This is a genomic window from Yeosuana aromativorans (assembly GCF_014646655.1).
Classification (GTDB): domain Bacteria; phylum Bacteroidota; class Bacteroidia; order Flavobacteriales; family Flavobacteriaceae; genus Yeosuana; species Yeosuana aromativorans.
The window spans coordinates 46,415-59,447 of record NZ_BMNR01000011.1 but is presented as its reverse complement, the minus strand read 5'-3'; the positions used below and the strand labels follow the sequence as shown (position 1 = coordinate 59,447).

At 35.8% G+C, this 13,033-nt stretch carries 11 protein-coding genes and 1 tRNA gene; 4 read left to right on the top strand and 8 right to left on the bottom strand.

Annotation, left to right across the window (positions count from 1 at the left end):
* Nucleotides 1-113 precede the first annotated feature (113 nt).
* Nucleotides 114-479, top strand: a complete 366-nt coding sequence (locus tag IEW94_RS16175; protein WP_188655003.1) for a TMEM175 family protein — start codon at nt 114-116, stop codon at nt 477-479.
* On the opposite strand, the gene IEW94_RS16170 is transcribed toward IEW94_RS16175, so the two are convergent.
* The gene (locus IEW94_RS16170) at nt 476-1,162 is read right to left on the bottom strand and encodes a DUF2490 domain-containing protein (RefSeq protein ID WP_188655001.1); all 687 of its coding nucleotides are present in this window, start codon (nt 1,160-1,162) and stop codon (nt 476-478) included. The genes IEW94_RS16175 and IEW94_RS16170 overlap by 4 nt on opposite strands.
* 94 nt (nt 1,163-1,256) lie before the next feature.
* Nucleotides 1,257-2,885, bottom strand: a complete 1,629-nt coding sequence (gene pckA / locus IEW94_RS16165; protein WP_188654999.1) for a phosphoenolpyruvate carboxykinase (ATP) — start codon at nt 2,883-2,885, stop codon at nt 1,257-1,259.
* A 385-nt stretch (nt 2,886-3,270) separates the two neighbouring features.
* On the opposite strand from pckA, the gene bshB1 reads away from it, so the two are divergent.
* Complete coding sequence (bshB1, locus tag IEW94_RS16160; protein WP_188654997.1) at nt 3,271-3,993, top strand: bacillithiol biosynthesis deacetylase BshB1; 723 nt, start codon at nt 3,271-3,273, stop codon at nt 3,991-3,993.
* A gap of 143 nt (nt 3,994-4,136) precedes the next feature.
* A tRNA-His gene (locus IEW94_RS16155) sits at nt 4,137-4,212 on the top strand.
* A gap of 67 nt (nt 4,213-4,279) precedes the next feature.
* Here the strand turns inward: IEW94_RS16155 and pheT are convergent.
* A complete protein-coding gene (gene pheT, locus IEW94_RS16150; RefSeq protein ID WP_188654995.1) occupies nt 4,280-6,709 on the bottom strand; it encodes a phenylalanine--tRNA ligase subunit beta in 2,430 nt (809 codons plus the stop codon).
* 219 nt (nt 6,710-6,928) lie between these two features.
* Here pheT and IEW94_RS16145 point away from each other — a divergent pair, with 219 nt between their 5' ends.
* Nucleotides 6,929-8,020 (top strand): DUF2911 domain-containing protein, encoded by a 1,092-nt coding sequence (locus tag IEW94_RS16145; RefSeq protein WP_188654993.1) that lies wholly within the window; start codon nt 6,929-6,931, stop codon nt 8,018-8,020.
* 85 nt (nt 8,021-8,105) lie between these two features.
* On the opposite strand, the gene IEW94_RS16140 is transcribed toward IEW94_RS16145, so the two are convergent.
* The 5 genes from IEW94_RS16140 to recG all read right to left on the bottom strand — a co-directional run bounded on the left by IEW94_RS16140 (nt 8,106) and on the right by recG (nt 13,011).
* Nucleotides 8,106-8,675, bottom strand: coding sequence for a 2-oxoacid:ferredoxin oxidoreductase subunit gamma family protein (locus IEW94_RS16140; protein WP_188654991.1), 570 nt, complete (start codon nt 8,673-8,675; stop codon nt 8,106-8,108).
* A 5-nt stretch (nt 8,676-8,680) separates the two neighbouring features.
* Nucleotides 8,681-9,454 (bottom strand): thiamine pyrophosphate-dependent enzyme, encoded by a 774-nt coding sequence (locus IEW94_RS16135; RefSeq protein ID WP_188654989.1) that lies wholly within the window; start codon nt 9,452-9,454, stop codon nt 8,681-8,683.
* Nucleotides 9,408-10,532, bottom strand: a complete 1,125-nt coding sequence (locus IEW94_RS16130) for a 3-methyl-2-oxobutanoate dehydrogenase subunit VorB (RefSeq protein ID WP_229669560.1) — start codon at nt 10,530-10,532, stop codon at nt 9,408-9,410. The genes IEW94_RS16135 and IEW94_RS16130 overlap by 47 nt, the downstream gene beginning before the upstream one ends.
* 17 nt (nt 10,533-10,549) lie before the next feature.
* Nucleotides 10,550-10,780, bottom strand: a complete 231-nt coding sequence (locus IEW94_RS16125) for a 4Fe-4S dicluster domain-containing protein (RefSeq protein ID WP_188654987.1) — start codon at nt 10,778-10,780, stop codon at nt 10,550-10,552.
* Between the two features lie 128 nt (nt 10,781-10,908).
* The gene (recG, locus tag IEW94_RS16120) at nt 10,909-13,011 is read right to left on the bottom strand and encodes an ATP-dependent DNA helicase RecG (RefSeq protein ID WP_188654985.1); all 2,103 of its coding nucleotides are present in this window, start codon (nt 13,009-13,011) and stop codon (nt 10,909-10,911) included.
* Between the last annotated feature and the right edge of the window lie 22 nt (nt 13,012-13,033).

Here is a 13,033-nt window from a genome sequence, read left to right as displayed (position 1 = left end):
AATAAGATTACACTTATCTTTAGATTTCAAAACACCGAATATGTTATATAAATTAACAGCGTAAATCAATTTTTAACCTGTAGCCATATTTCAGGACGAGACATAATGGAAGTATGCTCTGGGCAAATATGCATTTGTTGTTTTGGTTATCCATCATTCCGTTTGTAACGGGCTGGATGGGAGAGAACCATTTTATGCCAGCTTCTGTTTTTTTGTATGGAGTCGTTTTGTTTTTGGCTGCTATAGCTTATTTTATCTTGCAAAAACTGATAATTAAAAGTCACGGAAAGCATTCTGTTTTGGCCAAGGCATTGGGAAAAGACTTGAAAGGAAAAGTCTCCCCAGTTTTATATGTGATTGGTTTTGTAAGTGCGTTTTATAGCGTTTGGATTTCAGGAACCATATATGTATTGGTAGCCATAATGTGGCTTATACCGGATAAGAGAATTGAAAAGGAACTTGTAAAGGAAACAAGCTAAGAAGCAACCTTTGTTAATTTTCTGTAGTCTGTTTTAATGAAAATCCCAATTTGCAATCGGTGTAGATTTTCACCGTTTATTTGATGATTCAAATACCCCAATTGGATGTTGTTGTATTTTGATAAATTGATGCCAATAGCGGTGTAAAACCTATTTTCGGTAAAAACATCACCTTTTAAATTAGCAAAAATTTCGTTGGAACAGTTTACAAAAAAGCAGTTATTAAGCTTGATTTTTGTTCCTAGACAATACCGAAATCGATTTTTAACGATATTTTTATCCACATAATTTAAAAATCGATTTTCTAAACGGAACCTATGATAAATGGGAAGTATTCCTAAGTTATGGTTATAACAAATTTGTTCATAGAATCTATTTTCAAAAAGATGAGGTGTTCCGTTACTAGCATAAGACTTGTCTATATCTAAAAAGCAATAGGCAAAAGTAGCTGTTGTTTTTGGATTTAACTTATAGTTTATACCTAGGTTATAAAACATCAAGTTCATATTGTCTAAAAGTTCATACGACCTCAATTGGACATCAGTTTTGATACTGATTTGATCTGAAACAATATGGGTACCATCAAACATATACCAAGCACCTATTTTGTCTTCTGGAGATGATTGTGAATAGCTTAATGTCACAAACAGGTTAAGAATGATAAGGGATATAATGAATTTCAATTTTTTTTTGTAAAAGATTGTTGTTGAAAGATGAAAAGGAAAATTAAAAAAAGACGTTCATTTTGAACGCCTTTTTTAAAAACTAAACTAACTACTATAGATGTTCAGATAAATGATGGTGTTCATCAATAAGCGGACCACCTTCTATGATTTGTTGAGACGCTTGACTAGCAAATTTCTCAAAGTTTAAGTGGAATGAGTGCGCCAGTTGAATAGCTTTTCCAATATAAGCTCCTTTTTGCAACCAAGTGTTCATTGGATCCAAAATTTCTGTTGGAACATTTGGACAATATTTTGGCATGTAGAATCCGAATATTGGATGTTGCTCATAATCTACTTCATCTAATTGCCCTTTTAAAATGGCAGTAATCATGGCTCTTGTATATTTTAATTTGATTCGAGAACCTACACCATAAGGTCCAGCACTCCATCCCGTATTGATAAGCCATACGTTAACACCAGCTTCTTGCATTTTAGCACTCAACATTTCTGCATACTTGGTAGGATGCAATGGCATAAATGGTTCGCCAAAACAAGCAGAGAATGATGGCACAGGTTCAGTAATTCCAGCTTCGGTACCAGCCACTTTGGCTGTATAACCAGAGATGAAGTGGTAAGCCGCTTGACCAGGAGTCAATTTTGAAACAGGAGGCAATACACCAAACGCATCACAAGTTAAAAAGAAGATGTTTTTTGGATTATTTGCAAATGATGGTTGTTGAATATTATCAATATGATAAATTGGATAACTTACACGTGTGTTTTGCGTAATGCTACTATCTAAATAATCAACCTCTCCATTGTCTTTAATCACAACGTTTTCAAGCAAGGCACCAGGTTTGATTGCTCTAAAAATATCGGGTTCTTTTTCTTCTGTAAGGTCAATTACTTTAGCGTAACAGCCGCCCTCAAAGTTAAAGATAGTATTGTCAGCAGTCCAGCCATGCTCATCGTCACCAATCAATTTTCTGTTAGGGTCTGCAGATAGTGTTGTTTTTCCGGTTCCGGACAGTCCAAAGAAAATAGCCGTGTCACCATCTTCACCAACATTGGCAGAACAGTGCATTGGCAATACCTCTTTTTCAACTGGCAATATCATGTTTAAGGCAGAGAAAATGCCTTTTTTCATTTCACCGGTGTAAGCAGAACCACCAATTAACGCAATTTTTTTGGTAAAGTTGATTATAGAGAAGTTTCCTTGACGAATACCGTATTCTGCTGGAGTTGGGCATACATATCCTGGAGCGCAAAGTACCAACCACTCTTCTTCAAAGTTTTGCAATTCTGCTTCATCGGGTCTTAAAAACATATTGAATACAAATAAGTTAGACCAAGGCAGTTCGGTTACGGTTCTAATATTGGTTTTATATCTGGGATCAGCACATACATAGCCATCTCTTACATATAATTCTTTTCCAGAAAGGTAATTGATGACTTCGTTTTGAAGTTTATCAAAATTCTCTGATGAAACAGGTTTGTTTACTTTTCCCCACCAAACGTTGTCTTCAGTATAACGGTCTTTTACTATAAAACGGTCTTGAGGAGAACGTCCTGTGAATTTTCCTGTATTAACAGCAAGCGTTCCATTTGAAGTTTCTTTACCCATGCCTTTTTCTACAGTGATTCTTTGAAGTTCTTCAGGAGATAAGTTCCAGTGGGCATTTACGTCTTTTAAACCATACTTTTCCAAGTTTGTATTTAATAAGGTTGCTGATTCATTCATTTTGTTTAAGTTTTAATTGATAATATGGGTCTTTTTTAGACCCTGTAATGTTTGTTTTTTAATTACATGATAAAATTACTATGGATAACTTCTAATATTTATGATAAATATCATACTTTTCGTAACTGCTTCATTTTTCAATAATTATCAAATTTTAAGTCAATTAAATCGAAAAAAATAGAACGAAAACGTGAGAGTAATATTAAGTTTTTAAAAAATAAGCCGGTTATATCTAAAAATTTGATTTTATATTCACTTTTGGTTAAAAAAAACGACAAATAATTTATCATTTGGGCAAAAAAATATCAATTTTGCAAAAGTAAAATTATTTAGATAACATGTTTTTAGAACGCTGTTACTTTGAAGTTTTAAAAGAATTAATATTATGAAATTAGATATTCTTGCCTTTGGATCTCATCCAGATGATGTAGAGTTAGGATGTGCGGCCACTTTGGCCAAAGAAATTTCACTTGGAAAAAAAGTGGGTATTGTTGACTTGACTCGTGGTGAACTTGGAACGCGCGGTACGGCAGAAACCAGGTATGAAGAAGCTGATAATGCAGCCAAAATAATGGGGGTTAGCGTTCGGGACAATATGGAGTTTTCCGATGGTTTTTTTGTAAATGATAAACACCATCAAATGGAACTTATAAAAGTCATTAGAAAATACAAACCAGAAATTGTGATATGCAATGCCATAGAAGATAGGCATATTGATCATGCAAAAGGAAGCCAATTAGTGTGTGATGCTTGTTTTTTAAGTGGTTTGTTGAAAATTGACACCAAAGATGAATATGATGAATCTTGGCAAGAGCCTTGGCGACCTAAACAAATATACCATTATATACAATGGAAAAATCTGGAACCTGATGTTGTGGTTGATGTTACTGGATTTATGGAAACAAAAATGGATGCCGTGTTAGCTTACAAGACCCAGTTTTATGATAAAGACAGTAAAGAACCCATGACACCTATTGCAACCAAAAATTTTACTGATAATATTAAAAACAGGGCCATAGATATGGGGCGGTTAATAGGAACGCAATATGGTGAAGGATTTACAGTAGACAGATATATAGCTGTTGACAGTTTGTTTCATTTAAAATAGGGAAGAAGCCTAACTATTGATAGTTAGGAGGTTAATTACAGAAGAATCGGAATATTTATTTTCTGTTTAAAATATTTACAAAAATCTTTGCAGAAAAACTGAAATCAGTTACATTTGCACACGCATTGAAAAATGTGCAACATGGTGGTTGTAGCTCAGTTGGTTAGAGCGCCTGATTGTGGTTCAGGAGGTCGTCGGTTCGAGACCGATCTTCCACCCAAAAAGACCAAGCCTTTCAAGATATTGAAAGGCTTTTTTTGTATGTATAACTTAAGTAATGATTGTATTATCGCAATTCAGCTCCAAGTTCTTTTTCAAAATTCAGTTGCAGACTCTTCATTATTTTGTCAATTTGCTTGTCGGTTAGTGTTTTGTTCTCGTCTTGAAACGTAAAGCTAATAGCATAACTTTTTTTGCCTTGTGGCAGGTTCTTGCCTTGGTACACATCAAACAAACTGATGTTTTTAAGTAATTGCCGTTCTGTTTTGTTGGCAATGGCAAGGATGTCCTTAAAGCTAACGGAGTCATCTAAAAGCAATGCAAAATCCCGACGTACTTCAGGGTATTTAGGAATGGCTTTAAACGTAATTTTGTTTCGTTTTACAATGTCTAAAATGGCATCCCAGTTAAAATCGGCAAAAACGACTTCTTGGGTAATATCAAAATGTTTTAAAACGGATTTCTTAACCAATCCGAAGTCAACCAAAGTTATCTTTCCTAAACTTAATGAGAGTCCTTCACTGAACACATCATTACTTATGGGTGATTCTTGGAATCTGGAAATTCCTATACGTTCCAATATCGAGTAAATAGCTCCTTTTAGATAAAAGAAATCACCTTTTTTTTTGTTGGATGACAACCAACTGTCTTGAGTTTGATTTCCAGAAACAAACAGTGTTAAATGTTTCTGTTCTTCTCTTTTGCCATTAAAATCATGATAGGTTTTGCCAAATTCAAATAGTTTTAAATCCAGTCGTTTTCTATTGATATTATATGATATGGCTTCCAAGCCAGAGAACAATAAGGATTGTCTTAAAACCGAAAGGTCATTGCTCAACGGATTTAAAATGGTAACATTATGCTCGCTTTTTAATTGGTCACTTAGAGCAACATAGTTAGGAGTGGTCAATGAATTGGCCATGATTTCAAAAAAACCTTGCGATACTAATTGGTTACTGACTATGTTTTGAATTTTATGGTCTTCAAATTTTGATGAACTGGAAATGGACGCATTCAGTTTTTCAGTGGTATTAATATTGTTGTAACCATAAACCCTTAAAATTTCCTCTATAATATCAGCTTCCCGTTGCACATCGTTTCTATAAGCCGGTACGGTTAGACCTAGACCGGTTTCGGTAACATTGTTAACTTTAATTTCCAGGGATGTTAAAATACTTTTTATAACATCTCTTGGGATTTCTTCACCGATAAGTTTTTTAGCATTCTCAAAACTTAAGCGCACTTGAAAATCCTCGATTTTTTTAGGATTAATATCAATAATGTCACAAGATACTTCTCCGCCAGCAATTTCTTGTATTAGCAGAACGGCGCGTTTTAAAGCTAATTCTGTGATGTTAGGATCAATACCACGCTCAAACCTAAAGGAGGCATCGGTATTCAATCCATGTCTTTTCGCTGATTTACGAATGCTAACCGGATTAAAATAAGCACTTTCCAAGAAAATATTTGTTGTAGTTTCTGAAACACCTGAATGGATGCCTCCAAAAACACCTGCAATACACATGGGTTTTTCAGCGTCACAAATCATTAAATCTTCATCTGACAGTGAGCGTTCTATACCATCTAATGTAACGAATTTTGTACCTGCTTTTACGGTTTTCACTTGGATTTTATTCCCGGCTATTTTTGCAGCATCAAACGCATGTAAGGGCTGTCCTAAATCATGTAGTACATAATTAGTGGCATCAACAATGTTGTTTATTGGGTTGATTCCTATAGCTTTTAATCGGTGTTGCAGCCAAGCAGGGGAGTCTGCAACTTTAATTCCAGAAATGGTAACACCACAATAACGGGGTGACAATTCTTTGTTTTTTACATCCACATCAATTTTCAAGAGTCTATTGTCAACATGAAACGCACTAAGCGACGGTGTGATAAGCTCTAAGCTGATATCTTTTTGCAATAGTCCAGCTTTCAGGTCTCTAGCCGTTCCAAGATGGCTCATGGCATCGGCCCTGTTTGGTGTTAGGCCAATTTCAAAAACATGATCGTTTTCAATTTCAAAAACGTCGGCAGCTAGAGTTCCCACAGGAATACCGCTATCTAGTACCATAATTCCATCATGGGAATTGCCTAAACCAAGTTCGTCTTCGGCACAAATCATTCCGTGACTATCTTCTCCTCGTATTTTTCCTTTTTTTATGGTCCAGGACTCTCCTTCTGGAGTATACAATGTAGTACCAATAGTGGCAACAGGTACTTTTTGTCCAACGGCAACATTGGGTGCCCCACAAACAATTTGTAAAGGGGCATCACTGCCTATGTCAACAGTTGTTACTTTTAATTTGTCTGCGTTTGAATGTTGCACACAAGTTAAAACTTCTCCAACAACAACGCCTTCAAGACCACCTTTAACAGATTGATAGGTTTCTATACCTTCAACTTCAAGTCCTAAATCTGTGAGTAATTCGCCCGTTTGTTCTGGTGTCCAATCTATTTTAATAAACTGTTTCAGCCAATTGTATGAAATCTTCATGAATGATCTACTATTTAAGTTTGTAAAGATAAAATATTGAGGCTAGCATTCAAACAAAGTGTCTAAATTTAAAAGTGATATGTTTTTTAAAATTGATCTTAATAGTTTATTCTTAAAAAATGTTAATTAACACACAGCATAATTTCTTTAACACAACGCTAACATTTAACATCGTTTTTTGTGAGTACATTGACTATCAAATCATTAAAACGAACATTTATGCAAACAAACTACATTTCAAAATTTCTTGCTTGTCTATTACTTACAAGCAGTATGAACATCTTTGCTCAGCTAAATTTACCTAGAGCAAGTCAGCAAGCAAGCGTATCACAGCGTGTTGGGATTACCGATATCACAATTAATTATTCCAGACCTAGCGTGAATGGTCGGGAAATATGGGGAAAACTGGTGCCTTATGGTATAAATAATTTAGGTTTTGGAACTGCAACTGAAGCGCCTTGGCGCGCTGGTGCCAATGAAAATACTACTATTACATTTACTGATGATGTAATGATTGACGGAAAAGATATTAAAGCGGGAACCTATGGGTTTCACGTGGTAGTAAAACCAGATGATAAGGCCACTATTATTTTATCGAATGATTCACAATCTTGGGGAAGTTTCTTTTATGACAAAGACCAAGATGCATTACGGGCCGATGTTGCAACACGGGAAGTTCCGTTTAGGGAATTGTTAACCTATGAATTCAATTCAGTAACACCAACATCAGCAACAGTTTCGTTGATATGGGGCAAAAAAGAAATTCCTTTTACTATTGAAGTTCCTGTCAATGTGATTGTTTTGAATGATATTAGGGCAAAATTAAAAGGCCAACAAGGATTTATAAGGCAAAACTGGGAACAAGCCGCCAATTATGCCTTAAATAACGGTGGTGATTTAAATGAAGCCTTGGGTTGGATTAATAATGCTATTGCCGGTCAGTTTTACAGCCAAAAAACATTCAATAATTTAGCTATCAAAGGACAAATTCTCAATAAAATGGGAAAAACCATGGAATATGCCTTGCTTATGGATGAAGCATCTGAAATGGCCAACAAAACCCAATTGAACCAATTGGGATATCAAATGATTAATGCGAAAGATTATGAGCGCGCATTAAAATACTTTAAAATGAATATTAAGAACAATCCAAATGATGCCAATGGATATGATAGTTTGGGAGAGTGCTATAAAATTATGGGTGATAAGAAAAATGCTATAAAGAATTTAAAGAAATCATTATCATTAAATCCACCGGCAAACGTAAAAGCTAATTCTGAAAAACTATTAACAGAACTGGGAGCTATGTAAAATAAGAAAACAAATCAATCGAAAAACTAACAAGTATGTTTTTAGCCTAACGGGAGTTAGGCTTTTTTTATAAAAACCAAACTAGTTAATTATGGATTATATGCTTCTCTATGTTAAATTTTTTTAGATGTTTCATCCCTGTATCAATAGCTTCTTTGTTTAAAGGAATTAGGTGATGATAGCGTTCAGAAAGCGATTTTTTTAATCCTTTAATAACGTTTTCAAGTTTTACTATAGGTTTTATTTTTAAGAAAGCACCTAAAACAATCATATTGAATATTTTCTTATTGTCCATTTCTGCAGCTAGTTTTGCACCTTCAATTTGATAAATTTTAATATCCTTTCTTGTAGGATGATGTGTAATTCCATTAGGGTCATAAAGTAAAATGCCATCAGGTTTTACAGTATTTTCAAACTTATCCATTGATTGTTGATTTAAAATAATGGCGGTATCATAAACTTTTAAGTATGGAGAACTTATTCTTTCATCACTTAAAATAACAGTGACATTTGCAGTTCCGCCTCTCATTTCCGGTCCATATGAAGGCATCCAACTTACTTCCTGATCTTGCATAATACCCGAATAGGCTAAAATTTTACCCATTGACAAAACACCTTGGCCCCCAAAACCTGCTATAATTATTTCTTCAGACATGTTGCTTATTTTAATTTACCATCTACTTTTATATCGCCTAACGGGAAGTAAGGGAACATATGCTCTTCCATCCAGATATTAGATTCATTTGGAGTCATTTTCCAACCTGAATTACAGTTAGATACAATTTCAACAAATGAAAGACCTTTTTTAAGGCGTGTATTTTCAAAGGCAGTTCTAATTGCTTTCTTGGCCTTTCTAACGTGTTTATGAGTATGTACAGATTGTCTGGTCACATAATAAACTCCTGGAAGGTTAGCTATTAGTTCGGTTATTTTTAAAGGACTTCCCATATTTTCAATTTCCCTTCCATAAGGCGATGTAGATGTGCGCATGCCTTCTAAAGTAGTTGGAGCCATTTGTCCGCCAGTCATGCCATAAATACCATTGTTGATAAAAATAATGACAATATTTTCTCCTCTATTGCACGCATGTATTGTTTCGGCAGTACCAATGGCGGCTAAATCGCCATCACCTTGATAGGTAAAAACATATTTCTCTGGCCATGTTCTTGCAATTCCTGTGGCAACTGCTGGCGCACGACCATGAGCGGCTTGCGTCATATCAATATCCATAAAATCATAAGATAACACAGAACAGCCTACAGGTGCAACACCAATAGTATCTTCTACAATGCCCATTTCATCAATCACTTCCATGGTTAAATTATGGGCAGTACCATGACCGCAACCCGGACAATACGACAAGGTCGCATCTGTCATGAGCTTTGTTTTACAGAATACTTGATTCTCGGGTTTTATGATTTCTAAAATGTCCATGTGTTATAATTTTTTGTTCTAAAGCGTCTAAAACTTCTTCAGGTGTATGGATAATGCCTCCTGTTCGTCCAAAATGTTCTACAGGAACTTTATGTTCAACAGAAAGTTGCACGTCTTCAACCATTTGGCCAGAATTCAGTTCAACACTTAAAATTCCTTTAACTTGGTCAGCCAATTCAAATAATTGTTTTTTAGGAAATGGAAAAAGTGTCAGGGGTCTGAGTAAGCCCACTTTGATACCTTTTTTACGTGCTATTTCAACAGCCTTTTGACTAATCCTGGCGCTTGAGCCATAGGCTACAATGAGATATTCGGCATCGTCACAATCAATTTTCTCATAGCGTAAATCCTCAAGTTCCATTTGTTTATATTTCTTTTGAAGTCTGTGTACTCTGGCTTCCATTTTTTCTGATTGAAGATCCAGTGACGTTACAATATTTCTATTTCTATTGGTTTTTCCTGTTGTAGCCCAGCTTCCATGTGTTTTTATAAGGTCTTCATCAGTGATTCTTTCTACCTGATCTCTAAGAACAACCTTCTCCATCATTTGCCCAATTAAACCATCCGATAAAATAAGTACAGGAGTTCTATATTTAAAAGCAATATCAAAAGCATCTGCAACAAAATCAGACATTTCCTGAACAGAAGCAGGGGCTAGGACATACAGTTTATAATCGCCATGGCCACCGCCTTTTACCGATTGAAAATAATCGGCTTGTGAGGGTTGAATGGTTCCCAGTCCGGGGCCGCCCCTTACTACATTTACAATAACGGCTGGTAATTCTGCTCCAGCCATATAGGAAATTCCTTCTTGTTTAAGCGATATGCCGGGGCTTGAAGACGATGTCATTACTTTTTTTCCTGTGCTAGCAGCACCATATACCATATTAATGGCGGCTACTTCACTTTCGGCCTGTAAAACAACCATGCCAGTTCTTTTTTCGGGACGCTCTGCCATTAAATATTCAATGACTTCAGATTGTGGTGTAATAGGATAACCAAAATAAGCATCAACTCCGGCTCTAATAGCAGCTTCAGCCAACGCTTCATTTCCTTTCATTAGTTTTAATTCTGCCATAAAAAGATGTTCTTAAATTATTCAGATGTCTTAACTCGATAAACTGATATAGCTCTATCAGGGCACACTAAACCACAATTTGTGCAGCCAGTGCAGTCTTCAGGATGTTCCATATACGCAAAATGAAATCCTTTTCTGTTAACATCTGATGACATACCAATAACTTTTTCAGGACAAACAGGAATGCAGACTTCACAACCTTTACAAGTTTCTGTACTCACCACTATTGCTCCTTTAACTTTTGCCATATTAATAATTTTACATATGAATAATTACTTATAATTAAATAATATTTAAAAATATGCATTATTTAATAGTTAAAATATGATAAAAGTCAAGTATTGAAAAATATAGAATAAATAGTTGAAAAGAATTATTAGCTAATATAATTCCAGATATTTTTGTATTTGCTCAACTGTTTATAGGTATGAAGTATGACCTGATTAGTATCCTTAGATAAATTAGGGTCTTTATTTAAAACTTGCTTCGCATGAAACCTTGCTAATTGTAAAATATCCTTATCCTTAACAATATCGGCTATTTTTAAGTTTAAAACACCGCTTTGTTGGGTGCCCATGAGATCTCCGGGGCCACGCAAACGTAAATCTACTTCAGCAATTTCAAAGCCGTCATTGGTTCGTACCATGGTTTCCAATCGGGTCTTACTATCATTGCTCAGTTTATGACCAGTCATTAGAATGCAATAACTTTGTTCGGCTCCTCGTCCCACGCGACCTCGTAATTGGTGCAATTGCGACAGCCCAAAGCGTTCGGCGCTTTCAATAATCATGACAGAAGCATTGGGTACATTTACGCCAACCTCAATAACCGTGGTGGCTACCATGATTTGTGTTTCACCTTTTATGAAGCGTTGCATCTCATAATCCTTATCGGCTGGTTTCATTTTTCCGTGAACAATGGAAATTTGGTAATCAGGAAGCGGAAAATCCCGTGCAATACTTTCATAGCCATCCATCAAATCCTTATAATCCATGGCTTCACTTTCCTGTATTAATGGATAAACAATATAAACCTGCCTGCCTTTGGCAATTTCATCACGAATAAACTTAAATACCTTCAATCGGTTTTTGTCATATCGGTGCACGGTTTTAACAGATTTTCTTCCAGGTGGCAATTCGTCAATTACAGAGATGTCCAAATCGCCATAGACCGACATGGCCAAGGTACGTGGAATAGGGGTGGCGGTCATGACCAGAATATGTGGTGGCGAGGTATTTTTATGCCACAATTTACTGCGTTGTGCGACTCCAAATCGGTGTTGCTCATCAATGATGGCGAGTCCTAAATTTTTAAATTTTACCTTATTTTCAAGTAGGGCATGGGTCCCAATTAGAATGTTTAATTCACCATTTTCTAACGATTCGTGAATTTTTTTTCTTTCTGAAGTTTTAGTTGAACCAGTTAATAATGAAATACTGATATTCAATTGTTTACATAGTTCATATAATCCGTTGTAGTGTTGGACTGACAAAATTTCAGTCGGCGCCATTAAACAGGCCTGAAAACCATTGTCAAGTGCCATTAACATTGACATGAACGCCACTATGGTCTTACCGGAACCCACATCACCTTGCAACAGTCGGTTCATTTGAGCATTACTGCCTAAATCGGCACGTATTTCTTTAAGAACACGTTTCTGTGCATCGGTCAATTCAAAGGGTAAATGCTCATTGAAAAAAGTGTTGAACAGGTCTCCAACGTGTGTAAACGGAAAACCTTTTATTTTTGATTTATGAATGAGATTTTTGATGATTAATTGCAGCTGAATATAAAACAATTCCTCAAATTTCAGGCGGTATTGAGCCTTGGCTAAAAGCTCTTGGGTTTTTGGAAAATGTATATTGAACAGTGCCGTACTTTTATCAATTAATTTTAGTTCTTGAAGCAAATGGCTTGAAAGTGTTTCTGCGAATCGACCTTTAGTTTCCAAGAACAGCTGTTGCATGATTTTGATAATCACACGGTTGGTAATGCCTTTGTTGGATAGCTTTTCGGTTGACGGATAAATGGGTTGCATGGCACGTTGTAGATTCTTTTGATGATCTTCCAGCAGTTCCATTTCCGGATGCGGCATACTAAATTTGCCATTAAACCAATTGGTCTTTCCAAAAACAACATACGGCTTGTTAAGTTTTATGCCTTCCCGAATCCATTTGTGGCCTCTAAACCAAACAAGCTCCATTGTGCCTGTATCGTCTTTAAAAGTACCTACCAATCGTTTTGAGCGTCCTTGGCCGGCTTCTTGCAAACCGGTTATGCTGCCAATAATTTGCACATCGGCGTTGTTGCGTTGTAATTGGTTGATTTTATAATAATGGGTCCGATCAATATATCTATTTGGAAATAAGTTGATTAAATCCTGATACGTGTGAATGCCAAGCTCCTGGCGCAATAAATCAGCCCGATTGGGACCAACGCCTTTTAAATAATCGATAGGAGTTTGGAGATTGGTGTTCATGAAACTAAAATAATTCTTTTAC

Bases quoted from the DNA above. Each gene is read 5' to 3' on its own strand.
- IEW94_RS16145 (WP_188654993.1), top strand. From the start codon at position 6,929: ATGCAAACAAACTACATTTCAAAATTTCTTGCTTGTCTATTACTTACA.
- pckA (WP_188654999.1), bottom strand. From the start codon at position 2,885: ATGAATGAATCAGCAACCTTATTAAATACAAACTTGGAAAAGTATGGT.
- IEW94_RS16175 (WP_188655003.1), top strand. From the start codon at position 114: ATGCTCTGGGCAAATATGCATTTGTTGTTTTGGTTATCCATCATTCCG.
- IEW94_RS16140 (WP_188654991.1), bottom strand. From the start codon at position 8,675: ATGTCTGAAGAAATAATTATAGCAGGTTTTGGGGGCCAAGGTGTTTTG.
- IEW94_RS16135 (WP_188654989.1), bottom strand. From the start codon at position 9,454: ATGGACATTTTAGAAATCATAAAACCCGAGAATCAAGTATTCTGTAAA.
- bshB1 (WP_188654997.1), top strand. From the start codon at position 3,271: ATGAAATTAGATATTCTTGCCTTTGGATCTCATCCAGATGATGTAGAG.
- IEW94_RS16125 (WP_188654987.1), bottom strand. From the start codon at position 10,780: ATGGCAAAAGTTAAAGGAGCAATAGTGGTGAGTACAGAAACTTGTAAA.
- IEW94_RS16130 (WP_229669560.1), bottom strand. From the start codon at position 10,532: ATGGCAGAATTAAAACTAATGAAAGGAAATGAAGCGTTGGCTGAAGCT.
- recG (WP_188654985.1), bottom strand. From the start codon at position 13,011: ATGAACACCAATCTCCAAACTCCTATCGATTATTTAAAAGGCGTTGGT.
- pheT (WP_188654995.1), bottom strand. From the start codon at position 6,709: ATGAAGATTTCATACAATTGGCTGAAACAGTTTATTAAAATAGATTGG.